Below are 20,563 nucleotides of genomic sequence, written 5' to 3' on the forward strand. Positions count from 1 at the left end.
AGATGCTGCTATGTTATACGGGTTGCTTTATAAAGAAAGGGTATTCAGAAGTAAAAGAGGTGTCGGAAGTGAGCAGCATAACAGTAGCTAAGGTACTGAACAATAACGTGATTATAGCCCAGCATCCCCAATATGCCGAGGTAGTTGTCATTGGCAAGGGCATCGGGTTCAACCGTAAAGTACGCGATCTGATCAATCTGTCCTCCGTGGAGAAGATGTTTATTCTCCGTAACCAGGAAGAGCAGGAACAATATAAGCAGCTCGTTCCCCAAGTAGACGAGAAGCTGATTGAGGTTATGCAGGAGATTGTCCTGCATATCCTGCAGAGCAGCCGCCAGCCGCTGAATGAGCATATTCATATTGCGTTAACCGACCATATCTCATTCGCCATCCGCCGCAACGAGCAGAATATTGCCATACATAATCCGTTTCTGTACGAAACCAAAGAAATCTATCCTGAAGAGTACAGCCTGGCGGAGTATGCGGTGGGGAGGATTAACGAGGCGATGGGGGTAAGACTGCCTCCGGACGAAATTGGTTTTGTCGCCCTGCATATTGTCAGCGCACTCAGCAACCGGCATATTTCCGAGGTCAAGGAGCATTCGCTGCTGATTGGAGATTTGGTGAATCTGGTGGAGGATCATCTGGAATATCGTATTCCGCGCGATTCCCTGGATTACTCCCGGCTGGTGACCCATCTGCGCTTCGTGCTGGAGCGGCTCCGCCGGGGAGAAACGGTCCGGGAAACCTCCTCGCTCGATGGGTTGATGAAACGGGAATATCCGGAGATGTATATGCTGGCCTGGAAGCTGACCAAAGTTATTGAGAAGCGGGTGCGGATTCCTGTATACGCTGCCGAGGTAAGCTACCTGACGATTCATCTGCAGCGGCTTGCCCAGAAAAAAGAGGATGAAGCGGATATGCAGCAGCCGGATTAGCCATTACAAAGTTGAGACGTTTGTGCTGCCCGCTGAAAAAGGCATTTTCATATGCATTCTTATATTTGGAGCAAAGTCCCGCGTTTCGGTTTTTTTTAGCTTGCATGTTCAAATGAACGGTGCTACAATGTTTCCTGGTAAAACAAAACAGAATCCAAAGCGTGTAACTGATTCGATCAGGCATGAGTGATTTACAGTATTTTGGTTGTTCAGCCCCAAGTCGGGGTAATCTAACCTTGTGTTAGAGGAACAACCTGTATGCTGTGTTGCTCATGCCTTTTTTGGCTTCTGTTTGGACGAAATTAACTAATAAGGAAGTGAACTCCATGTTCAAAAAGTTGTTTGGCGTGCTGCAGAGGGTTGGTAAGGCGCTTATGCTGCCCGTTGCCATTCTGCCTGCCGCGGGTCTGCTTCTTGGGATCGGCAACATGCTGGTTAACCCCGACTTCCTTCAATACGTTCCGGCACTGGAAAATGATGTAGTTCAAGCCATTGCAACCGTATTGATGAATTCCGGGCAAATTGTTTTTGACAATCTGTCGCTGCTGTTCGCGGTTGGTGTGGCCATCGGTCTGGCCGGAGGCGAAGGCGTTGCCGGTCTGGCCGCCATCATTGGTTTCCTCGTTATGAACGTAACGATGGGAACGGTTGTCGGTGTGAATGCTTACGTGCTATCCTGGAAGGATTTTGCCTACTCCAGTGTGCTCGGCATTCCTACATTGCAGACAGGTGTCTTCGGCGGTATTCTGGTAGGTATTCTAGCCTCCGCCATGTATAAGCGGTTTTTCCGCATAGAGCTGCCGTCCTATCTCGGTTTCTTTGCGGGTAAACGGTTCGTGCCAATTATGACTGCAGTAACCTCTCTGTTGCTGGGTCTCCTGCTAACACTGATTTGGCCGCCGATTCAGCACGGTCTGAACTATGTATCGCAGAGTATGATCAACACAAACCTGACGCTGTCGGCGTTCATCTTTGGGGTCATCGAGCGTTCACTGATTCCTTTTGGCCTGCATCACATCTTCTATTCGCCATTCTGGTATGAATTTGGAAGCTATGTGGATAAAGCGGGCGAGCTGATTCGCGGGGACCAGCGGATATTCATGCAGCAGCTCCGCGATGGTGTTGAGTTTACAGCGGGTACCTTTACAACCGGTAAATATCCGTTTATGATGTTCGGTCTGCCTGCTGCGGCGCTGGCAATCTATCATGAAGCCAGACCCGAAAATAAACGGGTAGTCGGCAGCTTGATGATTTCTGCGGCCCTGACTTCATTCCTGACCGGGATTACCGAGCCGCTGGAATTCTCGTTCCTGTTCGTGGCTCCGCTGCTGTTCGCAGTACATGCCGTATTCGCAGGTCTGTCCTTCATGACTATGCACATCCTGAATGTCAAAATCGGGATGACCTTCTCCGGCGGGTTCATCGACTATATGCTCTTCGGGGTTATCCCTAACCGTACGGCATGGTGGCTCGTTATCCCGGTAGGTCTTGTGCTTGCGGTCATCTACTACTTCGGATTCCGCTTCGTAATCCGGAAGTTCAACCTCAGAACGCCTGGGCGTGAAGATCCGTCCGATGATATTGAAGAGACTAACACTGAGAATGTATCCAGAAGCGGCGACGATCTGCCGCGCAACATCTTGTCCGCACTTGGCGGCAAAGAAAACATTACCCACCTCGACGCTTGTATTACACGCCTTCGTGTAGAGGTCAAGGATAAAGCCGGAGTTGACAAGAACCGCCTGAAGAAGCTGGGTGCATCCGGTGTGCTTGAAGTCGGCAACAACGTGCAGGCGATCTTCGGAACCCGGTCCGATACGATCAAATCGCAGATCCAGGATGTGATGGACGGCAGAACGCCTGCCGCTTCACCTGCCGCAGCCGCACCGCAGCCCGAGCTTGAGAAGCAGGCTGGTGAAGAAGGTGCAGCCATTATCCCTGAAGATATCGTGTCTCCGGTTAACGGAGAACTGCTCGATATCACCCAGGTGCCGGATGCCGTCTTCTCACAGAAGATGACCGGTGACGGATTTGCATTCCTGTCGGATGACGGCAAGATTGCCTCGCCGGTATACGGCAAAGTATTTAACGTCTTCCCGAGCAAGCATGCGGTCGGCATCATGTCCGATGGCGGCAAGGAAGTGCTGGTTCATATCGGCGTCAACACGGTTAAACTCAAAGGGAAAGGTTTTACAGTCCTGGTTGAAGAAGGTGATCTGGTTGCCGCAGGACAGCCGATCATGGAGGTTGATCTGGAGTACGTCAAGGCGAATGCGCCTTCTGTAATCTCACCAGTGATTTTCTCCAATCTGCCGGAAGGATCAGCGGTGACTTTGAAGAAGCCGGGTAAAGTGGTTATCGGCGATAAAGATATCATCAGCATTGTGTAAAATGTGCAATGGCGAAGCGCTTCCTTTATAATTAAAGGGAGCGCGGCCTTCACCATATAATATAAACCTATATGAACAGAAAGCGAGTTGGATATTATCATGCAAAAAACATTCAGAATTATTGACGAAGACGGAATTCACGCACGCCCGGCAACAGCGCTGGTAAATACAGCAACTAAGTTTAAAGGCACTGAATCTTTTGCAGAAGCCAAAGGTAAAAAAGTAACGCTTAAATCCATTCTTGGCGTATTGTCTTTGGGTCTTGAAGCCGGCGATACGCTGACTCTGATTACAGAAGGCAGTGAAGAAGCGGAAGCGCTGAGCGCACTTCAGGAAGTTATGGTTAAAGAAGGGCTGGGAGAGCTGCATGAGTAAAATTTCAGGAATCGCGGCTTCAGCAGGTATTGCCGTAGCCCGTGCCTTTATCCTGGAACATCCGGACTATACCATTACAAAAACGGCTGCCGCCGACGTGGAAGCAGAGATTGCTAAACTGACAGACGCGCTGGAGAAATCCAAAGCCGAGCTGCAGAGCATCAAGGAGCGCACGCTTGCTGAGCTGGGGGAGAAGAAAGCGGAGATTTTTGAATCCCATCTGCTGATTCTGGATGATCCCGAGCTGATCAGTCCCGTAATGGACAAAATCCGCGAGGAAATGGTTAATGCGGACTACGCCTTAAATGAAGTGGCCACACAGTTTATTGAAATGTTCGAAAATATGAAAAGTGCTTACCTGCAGGAACGTGCAGCGGATATGCGCGATGTGACCAAACGCGTGCTGAACCACCTGCTGGGTATCCATTATGTCAGCCCTGCCGAGATCAGCGAGGAAGTCATCGTGATTGCCCAGGATTTGACGCCTTCCGATACAGCTCAGCTGAACCGCAACTTTGTCAAAGGCTTCACTACGAACATTGGCGGACGCACGTCACACTCGGCGATCATGGCCCGTTCGCTGGAAATCCCTGCGGTAGTCGGCACTAAGAATGTACTGTCTGAAGTCAAGGCAGGAGATCTGGTGATTGTCGACGGCCTGAGCGGCGATGTGCTGATCAATCCGAGCGACGCCGAAGTTGCGGAGTACAAAGCCAAGCAAGCGGCTTATGATCTGCAAATCGCTGAGTGGAAAAAGCTCCGCGACGAGCCGACGGTATCCGCAGACGGCAAGCATGTGGAGCTGGCGGCCAACATCGGCACACCTAACGATGTGAACGGTGTGATCGATAACGGCGGGGAAGGCGTGGGCCTGTACCGCACCGAGTTCCTGTACATGGGCCGCGACAAGCTGCCCTCCGAAGAAATCCAGTACAATGCTTACCGCACCGTACTGGAGAACATGAAGGGCAAACCGGTTGTGGTGCGCACGCTCGATATCGGCGGCGACAAGGAGCTGCCTTACCTGGATCTGCCGAAGGAAATGAACCCGTTCCTCGGTTTCCGGGCGATCCGCCTGTGTCTGGACCGTCAGGATATTTTCCGCACCCAGCTGCGTGCCTTGCTCAGAGCGAGTGCCCACGGTGATCTGCGGATCATGTTCCCGATGATCGCTACGCTCGGCGAATTCCGGGCAGCCCGTGATTTGCTGCTGGAAGAGAAGGCCAAGCTGCGCGAAGAAGGCAAGGAAGTATCGGACAGCATTCAATTGGGCATTATGGTGGAGATTCCTTCCACTGCGGTCCTGGCTGACCAGTTCGCCAAAGAAGTGGACTTCTTCAGTATCGGAACCAATGACCTTATCCAATATACAATGGCTGCTGACCGTATGAATGAGCGGGTATCGTACCTGTACCAGCCATACAACCCGGCCATTCTGCGCCTGGTCAAAACTGTGATTGACGCCGCCCATGCTGAAGGCAAATGGGCTGGCATGTGCGGTGAAATGGCTGGAGACAGCACAGCTATTCCGCTGCTGCTTGGCCTTGGCCTTGATGAATTCAGCATGAGCGCCACCTCCATTCTTCCGGCACGCAGCCAGATCTCCAAGCTGTCTGCCGCAGAGATGAAGGACATGGCTGCGAAGGCGCTGCAGCTTAGCACCGCCGAGGAAGTTGCCGCACTGGTGCAGAGCAGCGTCAAATAATTACTTGTTTCAGGAATTACTCCGTTTGATCCGCAAGTCACTTTTCCAACTACTCTATGCCGGCCTCCTTTGGGAGGCCGGTTTTTTTTGCTGATTATAGGGTCAGAATCCTTTTTCCAACTAGCGCTTGGCAGGAAGCAGGATTGGGGGGAATTAAGTTCACTTTTTCCACTAGGTCATGCTGCCAATCCAAACAATAAGGCTATTAACATGGGCAGTTGTAACATTATTCTGTGGTACTGCGTCGAAAGATAAGAAGGGTTGTGTTAATCCATCGCTTCGCAAGCGTTAGAGCATGTTCATAACATCAATTTACAGTAGCTATCCAAACCATAGCAGGTTATACTTCCGGTAGACCATCTGTTTTGCTGGATAAGCTTAAGCAGGGAGCCATAACAGCCGATATAGGAATGTAGACAGCAGAATAGGTTCTTGGACCCAAACTTGTGAACATAGTGTTACATATAATAAGTTGAGCCAAGTAATAGGTTGGATCAGAGCAATACAATACTTTCAAAGCCCTGCTTGCAAAGCCGTGCAAGTATTATTTTTCATCCGTGCGGAAACGTTGGATAATAGCAGCGGCAAATCCGTTTTCCGGCAGCTTTGCGGAGAACATGGGATGGTGATTATGAATGAACAGCAATTATATAAATACAGAAAAAGAAATCGAAACCTATACCGGCAAAGATCTGGGTTTGACCTATACTGCCGGGTACAGCCTTTTTAAAGTATGGGTACCCACAGCGTTTACCGTGTCGCTGGTGTTGTATCAGACGGACGGTAACAATATAGAAAGCGCGGTTTCCGGTGATAGGGACAGCGGGCGGATCGTGAACATGCAGCGTCAGGAGGGGGGGATCTGGCAGGCCCGTCTCCATGAAGATCTGAAGGGTATGTATTACATGTATCGTGCCGTATTTGAAGACGGCACGCTTAATGAAGCCGCAGATCCTTACGCCAAGGCGGTGTCGGCCAACGGTGTACGCTCGGCCATTGTGGATCTGCAGGACACTGACCCGGAAGGCTGGGACCGGGATGTGTCCCCGGCTTTGCCGCATCCCGCCGATGCTGTGATTTATGAGCTGCATGTGCGGGACTTCTCGTCGGCTGCGGATTCGGGTATGCGGTACAAGGGGAAATTTAAGGCTTTCACTGAATTCGGGCTGACCAATTCCGCAGGGCAAGCTATTGGGGTTGATCATTTGGCTGAGCTGGGCATAACCCATGTGCATTTAATGCCGGTAGCTGATTTTCAGACCGTCAACGAACTCGGAATGAACAGCGAACGGTCTGCCGAGCCTTTTTTCACCGAATATAACTGGGGATATGATCCGCAGCACTATAACGTGCCGGAGGGGTCTTACAGCACCAACCCGTCTGATCCAGGCACCCGTATTCGTGAAATGAAGGAAATGGTGCAGGCGCTGCACAGCAAAGGCATATCCGTGATCATGGATGTCGTATATAACCATACCTATTCTGTGGAAAAAGGGCCTTTTCAGCCGCTGGTGCCGGACTATTTCTACCGGCATGACTATACTGGCAGGCTCTCCAACGGCTCCGGCGTCGGCAATGAGCTGGCCACGGAACGTCCGATGGTACGCAAATATATCAAGGATTCATTGGCCTATTGGGCTTCTGAATATCACATCGACGGCTTCCGTTTTGATCTTATGGGGCTGATGGACAGTGTGACCATGCGTGAAATTGCAGAAGAGCTCCGGCTGGAGGCTAACTCCGATCTTCTGCTCTATGGTGAACCATGGACCGGAGGCGACTCTCCGCTGGCAACCAAAACGCTTAAGGGTGTGCAGAAGGGCAAGGGATACGCCGTCTTCAATGACAATTTCCGTTCTGCGGTCAAAGGCGACAGCGACGGCTGGGGCAAAGGTTTCGCAACCGGAGAGTATGGCAAGGAAGGTGCGGTTGCTTCCGGAATCAAAGGGGCGATTCATGAATTCACCGACTCCCCGGTGGAGGCCGTGAATTATGTTACCGCCCACGATAATTTGAATTTGTGGGATAAAATGCTTGCCACGCAAGGTTTGCGCCAGGCAGCAAGGCTGCCTGAGCTGGAGAATGGCCGGCTGAAGTACGGAGGCTCCGTGGAAGCGGCGGTTGCCGCAGCTGATCCTTACATTGGGATTGACCCGGACGATATTCTCGGCAATGAGACGGTGCGCCGGACACTGCTCGCGAACGGAATAATCCTGACCTCGCAGGGGATTCCTTTTCTGCAGGCCGGTGATGAACTCCTCCGCAGCAAGTACGGAGACCACAACAGCTACCGCAGTCCCGATGCGGTTAATGCCATCCGCTGGGAGAACAAAGGGAAATTCCTCCCTGTTTTTGAGTATTACAAAGGGCTGATTGCGCTGCGCCGCGGGCATCCGGCCTTCCGCCTGCATGGACGCCAGGAGATTGAGCGTTCTCTGGAATTCCTTCGCTGTGACAGCGGAGTGGTAGCGTATCTGCTGAAGAATAACGCAGGCGGTGACGCCTGGAATAATATCGTGGTGATTTTTAATGCCAATCCCGGACCAGTCAGCCAAAGGCTTCCTGATACGGACGGCTGCTGGAATATTGTTGTTGACCATACTGCTGCCAGAGCCGATGCCTTCCGCAGTATCCAGGACCCTGAGGTAGAGATTGAAGGGTTGTCCATGATGGTACTTTACGATAAATACGGCCAGCCTGAGCCAAGGTCCAAAATGATTGAAATCCGTTATGAACGTCCGGATGGCGATTACCGGGGCTGGAATCTATGGGTATGGGGTACAGGCATTCAGGATGGACAACATGATTTCCGGCAGATGGAAAACGGTTATGCGGTGGCGCGGATCGAAGTGCTTCCAGAGACTTCTTCGGTAGGCTATATTCTCAGGCTGAATGACTGGGAAGAGAAAGACGGCGCCGGAGACCGCTTCATCGACTGTTCCGGCAGCAAGGATCTGGTGCAAGTGACCGTCCGTGAACGTGAGCAGGAGAACAGCGGCGATAAGAATGATCCGCTGCCGATGACCAGTTAGCATACAAGCAAAGGAGCTGTTCTGTACGGCCTCCCTCTTAGAGGGCTGCCGGCAGAACAGCTCCTTTTATATTCCTTAGGAAACTTTCTGTTGGAGATAAGATGGGCTAGGGATAAGAATCCTTGGCAGAATCGTCCAAAGGGTGCTAGTTGGAAAAAAGAAACTTATTTCTCCCTGAAATCAACAAATGTGAGGTTTAAGTGGAAAAAGGAAACTTGATGGGGCCATATTCCTTCGTCGGAGTGAAATGAGCTGAATTAGTTACCCTTTTTCCACTTAACCTGCGCGGAATATGATGCACGAGCAAATTAGTTACTCTTTTTCCACTTGGAATTGCCGAAGGATTCATAAAAGGTTCTCCAGGCAACGTTGTGCTCCTTTGAAATATAAGCTTCATTAGCTGGAGGCTATTAAGTATGCGGCGCTAAAACGGAAGTCTCCTCCCACAGACGACGGCCGAAGACAGCTTTATTTAGGCTGGTTCTTATAGTCTTCATCCACAAGCTCACTGTAGAGATTGGCTTCGTTGCCGCCGTGTTTTTTGGAACGGTACATCGCCAGATCGGCGGCGCGAAGAAGCTCATTGATGCTGCTGCCGTGCTGCGGATACAGCGCGACGCCGATGCTGGCTGAAGTATGGAAGCTGGAGCCTTTGTTGATCGACCAGGATTTATTGAAAAGCTGCAGCAGCCGGTCCAGGATTTCATCCAGCATCTCGGGACTGGTAAAGCGGTGAAGCACGACGGCGAATTCATCCCCACCGATCCGGAATGCCTGGCCGGAGCCCTTCACGGTCTGCTGCAGCTCGCGTGAGAGCAGCTGCAGGAATTCATCCCCTGCGAGATGGCCAAGGGTGTCATTGAGCTGCTTGAACCGGTCGCAATCGAGCAGGGCAAGCGCAATGTCCTGTTTGCGCTCCTCCGGCTGGCTGATCAGATTCTCCATGTACATTTTGAAATGGGCCCGGTTGGGGATGGCGGTCAGATGATCATAGAAGGCCAGCTTATGCAGGCGTTCTTCATATTGTTTTCGCTCGGTGATCTCGCGGGAGACCAGCATGAACTGCGCAGGAACAGCACCGCCCCCCTTAATGGGGGTAACCTTTGTTTCCAGCCATACCCAGTGGCCATCCGCTGCACGCATGCGCAGCTCGGAAATCCGCGGAGTGGACTGGACTACACTTTTGAGCTTGGCCCAGGTAATTTCCGCCTCGCGGATATAATTGGAGAGCGGAGTCCCCCTGCCGGGAAGATAGCCGAGCAAGCTGGAATGGGAGGGGGAAGCATACATGATCTGTCCATTCGGGTCGGTTAAAATAATAAAGTCAGACATCGTCTCCCCGATTAACTGATACAGCGACTTCTCCTCAAGCATTTCGTTCTGGAGGTCAATCAGCTTGCGGCAGAGATAGATAATGACAAGCACCAGTAAAAACAGGAAGAGTGAATACAGCGCAAATAATGAACTTTTTTGGTCCCGGAATTCCTGTGTAACCTGAAGTGCGTAGTCGTCAATCAACTGCTCGCAATTATCGAGAGGCTCCCGTACATTTTTTAGAAGGACATTGGCCTCCAGGGCAGAGTAAGATTCGGCGTTCCAGCCGCTTCGGACCCGCTCGGCCATAAGTTTCGTGCCTGTATCCTTCCAGATTTGAAAGGGGGCATCAATACTGTCCAGCACTTCCCTCAGTTTGCTTAGCAGCAGTTCGCTCTGCTTCATTCCGCTGAACGGGTTCTTCACGGAATTGATGTTATCGCTGGCCATCCGGAGACGCTGCTCCGCCTGGGCATTGTTCTCTTGGAAATCCTGGGACAGCCTGCTGTGCTCCCCGGTGGTCAGATTCCCGTTCATCGCCGTATGGAAGGCCAGGGATGCCTGGTACAGGTCACGGTCGGCGTTCAGAATAAGCTGGGAATTCTGATAGACGCCGCTGTATAAGGAGCCGGACAATTTGTTCATCGTATGATTCAGATACAAAAGGGAAGCAACACTGATGCCGACCAGAAGAACGGAGATAGCGGTGAATAAAAGGATTAATCTGCGTGTGTTTTTGATCTCGGGAAAACCTGCCACTTCATCCACCCCCTGCAATAACAATTATGTGTTCTCTATTGCTGTGTACATGAACACGCGAAGTATATCCATATTGGGGACCAATTGCTGTGTGTGCAGGACATTGAAGAGATGACGATCCAAGCGAGTCATACAGAGCTGGAGGAAGAATGAGGTGGCAGAAATGGGATTCTCCCGGTATGATCGAAGTTTCTTCTCATCAGTATACAAGGAAGCACTCATGCAGGCCAATTGCCCGGAAATTAATGGATACCGCGTAAATAATGATCTCAGAGACTTCCGCTGTTTTGGATTAAGAATAGGTCTTTTTCCATATTAAGCGTGGACAAATGAACACTCGAAACGAACACAATTCTTTTCTTTTACAAGAGTATGTATAACCTGCTACCTTATGAATATTCCAGCCCTTGAGTCCTATTACCCAACTTTGCTGCAAACGATACCCTCCCCGGAACAATCCGCAGATTTCGGTCCCGGTTGTCTTAGGCATAAGGCAGAAGTCTTGAAAGAACTAAACCGCAAGCCCCAGGTAAAATGTGGTTTGCGCTTAAATTGGTTACAGTAATTCAGCCAGTCATTGCGCAGCGCATAAACCGGCCGGAATTTGTCCCCCTTGTCAAAACGGCTGATTTTGCATATAATAAATGGACATATCTTCTTAAGCAGAAGATGCCATTGATTCAGCAGCATCCATGTGAAATGCATTGATGGAGAAGAGTACGCAGTGCCTGGCTTACAGGGAGGAGACGCCGCAGATTGAGAGCGTTTCTAGGAGAGCAGAGCTGCCGAAGTTCACTCCGGAGCAGTTCCCTGAATTTTTTTCATTCCATATGGAAGGAAAGCGTAGGGGAAACCGGCCGCAGACCGTTATTTCTGCTAAAGTGAGGCAGGTCTCTGTCATGCCATAAGGGCAATAGTGCTCTTAAGGGATGCAATTCAGGGCGGTCTAACAAGGGTGGTACCACGGTCTTTTCGTCCCTTACCGGGAGGAAAGGCCTTTTTTTGTTGAATAACACCATGATAAGGGGGCAGTACACGGCCATGAAAGAGAAGCTTGAAGCATTGAAGGTCGAAGCGTTGGCGAAGCTGCAGGAAGTTACCGATCCGCAGGTTCTGAATGATTTGCGCGTGAAGTATCTGGGGAAAAAAGGTGAACTTACAGAGGTCCTGCGCGGCATGGGCGGACTCAGCGCGGAGGAGCGCCCGGTGATCGGCCAGGTCGCCAATCTGGTGCGGGGCGCCATTGAGGAGATTATCAGCACGAAGCAGGAGGCCTTCCAGCAGCAGGAGACGCTAAACCGCCTGAACGCTGAGAAGGTAGACGTAACCCTGCCGGGCCGCAGTCTGCCGCAAGGCGGGATTCACCCTCTAAGCCGGGTAGTGCAGGAGATTGAGGATATTTTCATCGGCATGGGCTACCGGGTAGCTGAAGGTCCGGAGGTAGAAACGGATTATTATAACTTTGAAGCGCTCAACCTGCCGAAGAACCATCCGGCCCGCGATATGCAGGATTCCTTCTATTTGACAGAAGACATCCTGATGCGTACACAAACCTCTCCGGTGCAGATCCGCACCATGCAGGCGATGAAGGGGGAAACTCCCGTCAAAATCATCTGTCCGGGCAAGGTGTTCCGCCGCGACGATGACGATGCGACCCACTCCTTCCAGTTCCACCAGGTCGAAGGTCTCGTGATCGGCCGCCATATCCGCATGAGCGATCTGAAGGGCACGCTGCAGCAGTTCGTGCAGGAAATGTTCGGACCCAACACAAGCATCCGCCTGCGTCCAAGCTTCTTCCCGTTCACCGAGCCGAGTGTTGAGGTGGATGTGAGCTGCTTCAAATGCGGCGGCCATGGCTGCCGTCTCTGCAAGCAGAGCGGCTGGCTGGAAATCCTCGGGGCCGGCATGGTTCACCCGAACGTGCTGGAAATGGGCGGCTATGACCCAGCCGAGTACAGCGGCTTCGCTTTCGGTGTGGGTGCGGAGCGGATTGCGATGCTGAAATACGGCATCGATGACATCCGCTATTTCTATACGAATGATATGGCTTTTGTGAAGCAGTTCAAGGGGATTTAGATTTTTGGCGGGGTTGCGGGACTGGGGTGCAGAAGCAACTGTCGAGGAGCTTTGTTTCTGTTTAAAACAATCTGTTAAAAATGGACCGGAGGGGAAGTTTGGAACTGGAGGAGCGTTAGCGTTCGCCTTTGTATCCGGATTTCATCCGCTAAGAGCGGTATAAATCAAGAAATCTGGATACAACAGCGGCCGGAAGTCCAAACATTCCACGCAGGGACCCTATTAACAGACGTATTTTTAAATAGAATTAAAAGTTACGCTCGCTGCTCTCTGTCTCCCCATAGCCAAGCAAACCCGGCACGTAGATAAATACATCTGATACAAAAAGGAAGTGTGCGAACATGAAAGTATCAACCTCCTGGCTCACGGATTATATCTCGCTTGAGGGCGTGACCGCAGCTGAGCTGGCAGATAGAATCACCACCGCCGGCATCGAGATCGACGGTGTGGAGCGCCGCAATAAAGGCCTTTCCGGCATTGTTGTCGGCTATGTGAAATCGAAAGAGAAGCACCCTGACGCCGACAAGCTGAATGTATGCATCGTGGACGCCGGACAAGGCGAGGATCTGCAGATCGTCTGCGGAGCCAAGAATGTAGCCGCAGGCCAAAAGGTTCCGGTTGCCCTGGTGGGCGCTAAGCTGCCGGGCCTGGATATCAAGAAAGCCAAGCTCCGCGGCGTACTGTCGCAGGGCATGATCTGCTCCGCTAAGGAGCTGGGGCTTAATGACAAGCTGCTCCCTAAGGAGATTCAGGAAGGTATTCTGGTTCTGCCCGAGAACACGGAAATCGGCCAGGATATTCTGAAGGTGCTGGGTCTGGACGACGAAATCCTGGATTTCGATCTGACCCCGAACCGTTCCGACTGTCTCAGCATGATCGGGGCCGCCTATGAAGTGAGTGCGATTCTGGGCCGTGACCTCAAGCTGCCGGATCCGGCAGCGGATCTGGTGGAGGCAGGCGGTTCGGCCTCCGACTCCATCTCGGTCAAGATTGAGGACGAAGCCTACTGTGCGCACTACTCAGTGCGCTACATTTCCGGGGTGAAGCCTGGCCCGTCACCACTTTGGATTCAGAACCGCCTGATGGCGGCGGGTGTGCGTCCGATCAACAACATCGTAGACATTACCAACTATGTGATGCTGGAGTACGGACAGCCGCTGCATGCGTTCGACGGCGACAAAGTGAAAGGCGGAGTGCTGGGTGTGCGGTTTGCCCGCGAAGGCGAGCTGCTGACCACGCTTGACGGGCAGGAACGCAAGCTGGAGCCGCAGATGCTGGTTATTGCTGATGGTGCCAAGGCTGTGGCCCTGGCCGGAGTCATGGGCGGTCTGGAGACGGAAGTAACGGCAGATACCGTGAACCTTGTACTGGAATCTGCCAAGTTCGACGGAGGAACTGTCCGTAAAACCTCGCGCCAGCTGGGTCTGCGCTCCGAAGCCTCCCTTCGCTTCGAGAAGGAAGTGGATCCGAATGCCGTGATCCCCGCATTGAACCGTGCCGCTGCCCTGATCGCCCGTTATGCCGGAGGCACTGTGCACACGGGGATTGTGCAGGCCGGGACTGAGACTGTGGAGGAAAAGGTGCTGACCTTATCCCTGGAGAAGCTGAACCGTTATCTCGGTACAGACCTGTCGCTGCTGGAAGTGAAAACCTTGCTCACCCGTCTGCACTTCAAGTGCGGAGATGCGGATCAAGGGCTCGTCGAGGTGCAGGTGCCGACAAGACGCGGTGATATCAGCTATGATGTTGATCTGATTGAAGAAGTCGCCCGTTTGTACGGCTATGACAATATTCCTACAACCCTGATTGAGGGTGTGACTACACCGGGAGCCTTGACCAGCCGGCAGTCCCAGCGCCGTGAATTGCGGCGCCTGCTGGCAGACGGGGGCTACCAGGAGGTTATGGGGTATTCCTTCATTCGGCCGGAACAGAGTAAATTATTCCCGGCCCTCGCCGATGGCCTTCTATCTGTGAAGCTGGCGATGCCGATGAGCGAGGAGCGCAGCGTTCTGCGCACCAGTCTGATTCCCCAGCTGCTGGACATTGCCCGCTACAATACAAACCGCCGCCAAAGTGATCTGGCGCTGTTCGAGATCGGGAACGTCTTCTTCACGGACGAAGAGCAGCTGACCCGCCAGCCGCGTGAACTGCCGGTGCTGGGCCTTCTGCTGAGCGGCAGCCGGGCAGCCAAGCAATGGAATGTGGAAGAGCAGCCTGTGGATTTCTTCGACCTCAAGGGTGCGCTGGAAACTGTGTTTAACTATCTGGGCCTTGCGGACAGCGTGAGCTATGAAGGCGATGCGCCGGAGAATTACCATCCGGGCCGTTCCGCCTCCGTCTATTTGCAGGGCACTGAAGGGCGTGTGAAGCTGGGGACCCTCGGCCAGCTCCATCCGGAACTGCAGCGTGAGCTGGACCTGGAAGATACCTATGTGGCCGAGCTGCTGCTTCAGCCGCTCTACAGCGCCGCCCGTACCAATCTGCAGTACACTGAACTGCAGCGCTTCCCGGGAATGGAGCGGGATATCGCTGTTGTGGTGGATTCCGCAGTGCCTGCCGGGCACCTGCTGGCCTCCATCCGTGAGAACGGCGGAACTCTGCTGCAGAACGTCCAGGTCTTTGATGTGTATACTGGCGGTAAGATGGAGAGCGGCAAGAAAAGCATAGCTATTTCGCTGCTGTACCGTCATACCGACCATACACTGACCGACGAAGAGGTTGTAGAGGTGCATGACAAGGTGGTTTCCGCACTTCAGCAAACTTTTGGCGCAGAATTAAGAAAGTAGCAGGAATTGTGCAAAGCCGCAGCGAATCCATTTACAAACGGAATTCGCTGCGGCTTTTTCTCACTTTTTTGAGCTGCGGCCGTTACCGGAAAATCTATGCAATCAGCGCTTTTTGGCAAAAGAGAATGAATCACGCTACAATAGGAGCAGAGAGACCAGCTTAGAATCCGCACACATACAAAGGAGGGCACAACTGTGGCTATGGACCGGACTCGTGTCGCCGTGGAGATATATGGAACTTCTTATAAACTTGTCGGAAGCAGCACTGAATATATGAAACAGGTTGCCCGTTATGTGGATGAGCATATGCGGGCCATTTCCAAATCACATACCAGACTGGATACCCCGCGGATTGCAGTGCTTGCTGCCGTACATATGGCGGAACAGGCTATTCAGGTACAGGACTTTAAGAACGAGCTGAACATGCTGACCGGAGAGCGCACGGAGCTGCGTGTAGAAGTTGCACGTCTTACGGAGGCCCAGAAGGAACGGCAGGAAGAATATGAAAGGCTGGAAGCGGCAGCCAAAGAGGAAGCGGCCCGTCTGGCCGCTGAAGCCGAAGAGGAGCGCAGGCGGCACCTGGAGATTCAGGAGCAGGAGCGGAAGCTTCACGCCGAGGCACTGCTGGAAGCGGAGAGGACAGCGGCTGCAGCACGTGAGCAGCTGGCTGAAGAGCTGAAGGCGCGTGAAGCGGAGCTGAAATCGCTCAGAGAACGCTATGAGCAGGAGCAGGCAGCCGGACGTGAGAGCCACCGGCAGGAGCTGGCTGCCGCCGAGGCGGCCCGTCTGCAGCAGCTTGCAGATCTGCAGGCTGAACATCAGCAGGAACTGGAGCAGCTGCGCGAAACGCTGGACAAGGAAAAAGCAGAGTCGCTGTTCCGGCTTGAGCAGGAGCTTGCCGAGACCCGCGAGTCCCTTGGAGGCGAGATTGTAGAGATCCGTTCGTCGCTCAGCAAGGAGCTGGCGGATACCAAGTCTGCGCTTGAGAAGGAGCTTGCGGAGGAGCGCGAGGTACTGCAGAAGGAGCTTGCCAAGAACAAGGAGCTGCGGCAGTCGCAGGGCACGCAGGAGCACCGCCATAAGCAGCAGCTTCAGGAGATGGAGAAGCAGCTTGGCGAGCTGCGCGGCGGCACCGGGCAGCTGCAATCCAGGCTGCGCGCGGCTGAAGCTGGACTTAAGAGCGAGCGCGAGGCGCGCTCGACGCTGCTGGCCCAGTATGAAGCCGTGCTGAAGCGTGAAGAGCAGCTGACGGAAGAGCTTCGTGCTGCTGCCGAGCAGGGAGCGCTGCGGCAGGAAGAGCTTGAGGCTCTCCGCCAGCGTTATGAGGCTGTGCAGCAGGAGGCTGCCGGCCTTAAGGAATCGCTGCAGGAAACCGCAGAGAACCTGAGCCGGGTAGAGGCTGAGCTGCATTCTGCCAATGAGCTCGGAGATCTTCTTAGTGATGAGCTGGAGGAACTGCGCCAGCGTCATAGCAGGAAGCAGGAAGAAGCTGCTGTGCTTCACCAATCACTGGAAGAAACCAAGAGCAGTCTGCACCAGCTGGAAGGTGAGCTTACCCAGGCTGCTTCGGAAGCGGCAACCTGGCATGAGCTGGCGGACAAGCACATGGAGGATATCGGAGAACTGGAAATGAAGCTGCTGGAAGCGGAAGAGAAGTCTTCGGTGCTGCAGACGGAGATTGATACGCTGCGCGGACAGGCGGACGGCATGGTTCAGCAGCTTGACCGTGAATCCGGCCTGCGGGCTGAAGCGGAAGCCGAGAGCCGGCAGTACCGGGCGGAGGCGGAAGCCGCCCGCAAGGAGCTGGCCGCGCTGCGCGGCCGTTACGAAGAGCTTATTGCACAGTATGACGAGGTGCTGCAGGATGGCGAGCAGCTGAAGGAAAGATATGAGCTGCTGGAGGCGGAAGGCGAAGAAACTGCCCGCCGCCTGGAAGAGCTGTACGAGGCTGGACGAGAAGCCGCCGCTGCGGCGGCAGAGCAGCAGGAAGCGCTGCGGGAAACCCGCGAAATCGAAGCTTCCTGGAAGCGGAAATACGAGGAACTCCTGCAGAGCCAGCAGGAGTGGAGCGAGACGGAAGCGCAGCTCCGCGAGGAAATCGAGATTTGGGAGCAGGAAGCCAGCAAGGCGGAAGCGGAAGCAGAATCCATGAACCGGGAGCACACTCAGGTGCAGCAGCAGCTTGATGAGATCGGCGAGAGCTATGAGCTGGTTCAGGGCCAGCTGCGCCTGATGCAGGCGCAGTCTGAGATGCGGCAGGGGGAGCTAAACAAGCTGACCCAGGAGCACCAGAGCCTGCAGGCGGAATATGCCAAGCTGCAGCGTGAATATAATGAATGGATTCAACTGATCGAACAGGACAGTTGAATGGCGGACGCATGAAGAGAAGGGCCCCAGGCAGTTCCTACTGCCTGGGGCCCGCCTTATTTGTTCTTAATTATGATTGCCTCCATCTATGGAAATAATGTGCATAAGGTTGGGGGGAAATAGACGGACGTGAATTCGCGCATTTAGGCGGAAAATCAGCCAGCTTCGATAGCCTTTTTCCAACTCAAGCTGGCTATTAAACAGGTGAAACAACCGCTAGGTGGAATAAGGGAACTTATTTCCCCTCCAAATCAACAAATGAGGGATTTAGGTGGAAAAAGGGAACTTAATGGGGCAATTTTACTCCTTCAGGAAGCGATATAAGCTGAATTAGTGATCCTTTTTCCACTTAAGCTGCGGAGATCGGTGTGCTGGGGCAAATTAGTGATCCTTTTTCCACTTGGAACTGCCGCTGGACTCATGAAGGGTCCGCAGGCAAACGCTAAATTGAAATCCCAAGCAGCTACGTTATCCGGTAAAGGACGGCGTAGCCTTAATTGTTCATGGTGTTGGGACACGTTTCTCCTGTCCGGAATTGCTGTTTACTTGTCCTCAGAAGCGAAAGCGGCAGCTCCATACTTTCCGGCCCCTAACTCTCAAAGCCATCGCCCTACTCGACAATTACCTTTGCGCTCATGCCGCTGTGGCCTGAGCCGCACATAATCGCACAGGTCATTTCGAACGTTCCGGCTTCCTCCGGGACAATGACCTTTGAGGAATCTTTTCCATCCAGCCGCAGGTTCAGCTCCGGAACAAGGATGCCATGATTGCCGCTTTCATTTTTGAATACAATATTGACCGGAACCCCTTTTTTCAAATGGTATTCGTTTTGGTCGAAGCTGTAATTGGTTGCCGAAATAATGAGTTCCTCGTCTGCGGTGATGCCGGCTTCAGCTGCTCCATCCTTGCTGTTTGCGGTCCCGGTGTTATTGCCTGTCCCGCCGCAAGCCGCGAGAATAAGCAGGAAGCTGATGGACAGCAGCATGGCAAATCTTCGGATCATCTTTATCCTCCTCCTGGAATCATATTGAGCCTTTCGTGCCCCTAGCATAACTTAATTCGGCAAAGAAGTCCCGGAAAATTGAAGGAGGTTTTTTCTACACTTGAAGAACTCCAAAGTTTGTCGAAATATGCAAAAATATGATGCAATAATCATTAAAATTTATTATACTTAATGCTATATATTATTAGGTTGAGAAGTAGGGGATCATATTAATATCGCCGAATATTCGCCGAATACGGAGAAATGGCACCGTAAAATATTGACCGGTTACTGGATCATAGTGTTTTGTATGCTGGTGGCCCAGCTTTTGTTTGTTTTGTCGAATCATGTCATTGAGATTAGATCTATCCTGCTTCCCAGCAAAGGACATTTGTTCATCGGCTGCAATCTGATGATTGTTATAGCTATGGCCACGGCGGAAATGTGGCTGCGGTCAACCTCACAGTATCACAAGCAGGCGGTTGTGGTCTGTGGATTTGCGGTTTCTTATCTGATGTATTTTGTGCTTGAGCCATTTGTCGACGGTGCGCAGATGACTCTTATGATGCCTATAATGATTTCACTTGTCTATTTTGACCGGCGGCTGCTTAATGCTCTGGGAGCCTTCAGCCTGCTGTTCTATGCCGTGATTTATTTGGGGCTGGAGCAGAGGCTGCTGGACAAGCCGCTGCTGGAGTTTTTGATGGTGGAATGTGTGTTTATCGTGTTCGTTGTCATGGCCCAGGCGGTCATTGTCCGTGCCCGTGAGGTGCGCGAGCATCTGGAGCAGCTGACCAAATCCGAGCAGGAGCTGATGGTGGAGCGGGCGATTTCCGATAAGCTCCTGAAGATTGACGCGCTGACCGGACTGTACAACCATAAGACCTTTCATGAATATCTGGTTTCGCTCCTGGAGCAGTGTGAGAGCAACGGTCTCAGGCTGCAGCTCGCATTGTTCGATATAGATAACTTCAAGCGGGTGAATGATACCTACGGCCATTGGGTTGGTGATCTTGTTTTGAAGGAGGTTGCAGCCAAGGTAGGCGGATTGATCGGGTTAAATGATTTTGCGGCCAGATATGGCGGGGAAGAATTTGCGGTTATTTTTACGGATAAAAGTGTTCACGAAGCTTACGCCGCTGCCGAGGAAATGCGTCTGAAGATTGCGGCCATGGAGCATCCCTATGCCGGTGGGAAGCCGATTACTGTCAGCATCGGGTTATGCGACTACCAGCTTGGGGACGGCAAGGAGAAGCTGTTCCGCAAAACGGACCATGCCCTGTATGCCGCCAAACATTCCGGTAAGAATGCCGTAGTTACTGCGTCGGCCACCCATGAAGATGACAATATTCTCTCCTATGCCTAAAAGAATACAACAAACCCCCTAATTCCGTTAGATTCCGGAGCAGGGGGTTTTGTGTCTGCAGGATGCTGTGCAGTTTGCTTTTATTTCCCGGCTTCAAACGGTGTGGATACCGGCAGGAACAAATCGATAATCCCAATGACCAGTGCTGCCAGAAGTGCTCCCAGAACGGTGACGCTGACACCGCTCACGATGAACTGGGCAATCCAAATGACCAGTGCGCTGACCAGGAAGCCGACGATGCCTCGGCCGAAGGGCGTTGTTTTTTTGCCGAAGATGCCCTCAATCACCCAGCCGAGGAGTGCGATAACCAGGGCGAGAATAAGCGCGCTCCAGAAACCGCCAACCGTAAACTGCGGAACAATCCAGCCAACCACCATCAGCACAATCGCTGCCACGATGAAACGGACCACATGACCTAAAAATCTCACTGAACTAACCTCCTTTGGCCTTCGCATAAGGATATGTGCAGTTGT

12 protein-coding genes are annotated in these 20,563 nt (G+C 52.6%); 9 read left to right on the plus strand and 3 right to left on the minus strand.

The genetic code is table 11. The features are described from left to right. Positions 1-68 precede the first annotated feature (68 nt). From glcT to pulA, 5 genes are all read left to right on the plus strand, one after another. Entirely contained in the window at positions 69-938 is an 870-nt protein-coding gene (gene glcT, locus BLQ82_RS15000; RefSeq protein ID WP_062524841.1) for a glucose PTS transporter transcription antiterminator GlcT, read from the plus strand. 326 nt (positions 939-1,264) lie between these two features. Further along, positions 1,265-3,328: a glucose-specific PTS transporter subunit IIBC gene (ptsG, locus tag BLQ82_RS15005; RefSeq protein WP_062524840.1), complete on the plus strand. Its 2,064-nt coding sequence runs from the start codon at positions 1,265-1,267 to the stop codon at positions 3,326-3,328. Positions 3,329-3,427: 99 nt separating this feature from the next. Further along, positions 3,428-3,703, plus strand: coding sequence for an HPr family phosphocarrier protein (locus BLQ82_RS15010; protein ID WP_039790804.1), 276 nt, complete (start codon positions 3,428-3,430; stop codon positions 3,701-3,703). After that, positions 3,696-5,408, plus strand: a complete 1,713-nt coding sequence (ptsP, locus tag BLQ82_RS15015; RefSeq protein WP_062524838.1) for a phosphoenolpyruvate--protein phosphotransferase — start codon at positions 3,696-3,698, stop codon at positions 5,406-5,408. Before BLQ82_RS15010 ends, ptsP begins: the two co-directional genes overlap by 8 nt. A gap of 635 nt (positions 5,409-6,043) precedes the next feature. Further along, positions 6,044-8,440, plus strand: a complete 2,397-nt coding sequence (gene pulA / locus BLQ82_RS15020; RefSeq protein ID WP_062524836.1) for a type I pullulanase — start codon at positions 6,044-6,046, stop codon at positions 8,438-8,440. Positions 8,441-8,908: 468 nt separating this feature from the next. On the opposite strand, the gene BLQ82_RS15025 is transcribed toward pulA, so the two are convergent. Continuing rightward, positions 8,909-10,513, minus strand: coding sequence for a sensor domain-containing diguanylate cyclase (locus BLQ82_RS15025; protein WP_062524834.1), 1,605 nt, complete (start codon positions 10,511-10,513; stop codon positions 8,909-8,911). 1,041 nt (positions 10,514-11,554) lie between these two features. On the opposite strand from BLQ82_RS15025, the gene pheS reads away from it, so the two are divergent. From pheS to BLQ82_RS15045, 3 genes are all read left to right on the plus strand, one after another. After that, positions 11,555-12,589, plus strand: coding sequence for a phenylalanine--tRNA ligase subunit alpha (gene pheS / locus BLQ82_RS15035; RefSeq protein WP_062524830.1), 1,035 nt, complete (start codon positions 11,555-11,557; stop codon positions 12,587-12,589). A 341-nt stretch (positions 12,590-12,930) separates the two neighbouring features. Then, a complete protein-coding gene (gene pheT, locus BLQ82_RS15040; protein WP_062524827.1) occupies positions 12,931-15,375 on the plus strand; it encodes a phenylalanine--tRNA ligase subunit beta in 2,445 nt (814 codons plus the stop codon). Positions 15,376-15,570: 195 nt separating this feature from the next. After that, on the plus strand, positions 15,571-17,742 hold the full coding sequence (locus tag BLQ82_RS15045; protein ID WP_074648268.1) for a hypothetical protein: 2,172 nt from the start codon (positions 15,571-15,573) through the stop codon (positions 17,740-17,742). Between the two features lie 610 nt (positions 17,743-18,352). Here the strand turns inward: BLQ82_RS15045 and BLQ82_RS15050 are convergent. Further along, positions 18,353-18,745, minus strand: coding sequence for a cupredoxin domain-containing protein (locus BLQ82_RS15050; protein WP_062524823.1), 393 nt, complete (start codon positions 18,743-18,745; stop codon positions 18,353-18,355). A 307-nt stretch (positions 18,746-19,052) separates the two neighbouring features. On the opposite strand from BLQ82_RS15050, the gene BLQ82_RS15055 reads away from it, so the two are divergent. After that, positions 19,053-20,090: a GGDEF domain-containing protein gene (locus tag BLQ82_RS15055; RefSeq protein WP_163704371.1), complete on the plus strand. Its 1,038-nt coding sequence runs from the start codon at positions 19,053-19,055 to the stop codon at positions 20,088-20,090. A gap of 80 nt (positions 20,091-20,170) precedes the next feature. Here the strand turns inward: BLQ82_RS15055 and BLQ82_RS15060 are convergent, their stop codons facing one another. Next, positions 20,171-20,518 carry a phage holin family protein gene (locus BLQ82_RS15060; protein ID WP_062524820.1) on the minus strand — a complete coding sequence of 116 codons (348 nt, stop codon included), beginning with the start codon at positions 20,516-20,518 and terminating at the stop codon, positions 20,171-20,173. Between the last annotated feature and the right edge of the window lie 45 nt (positions 20,519-20,563).

The sequence above is a fragment of the Paenibacillus jilunlii genome (genome assembly GCF_900102965.1).
GTDB lineage: Bacteria > Bacillota > Bacilli > Paenibacillales > Paenibacillaceae > Paenibacillus_AQ > Paenibacillus_AQ jilunlii.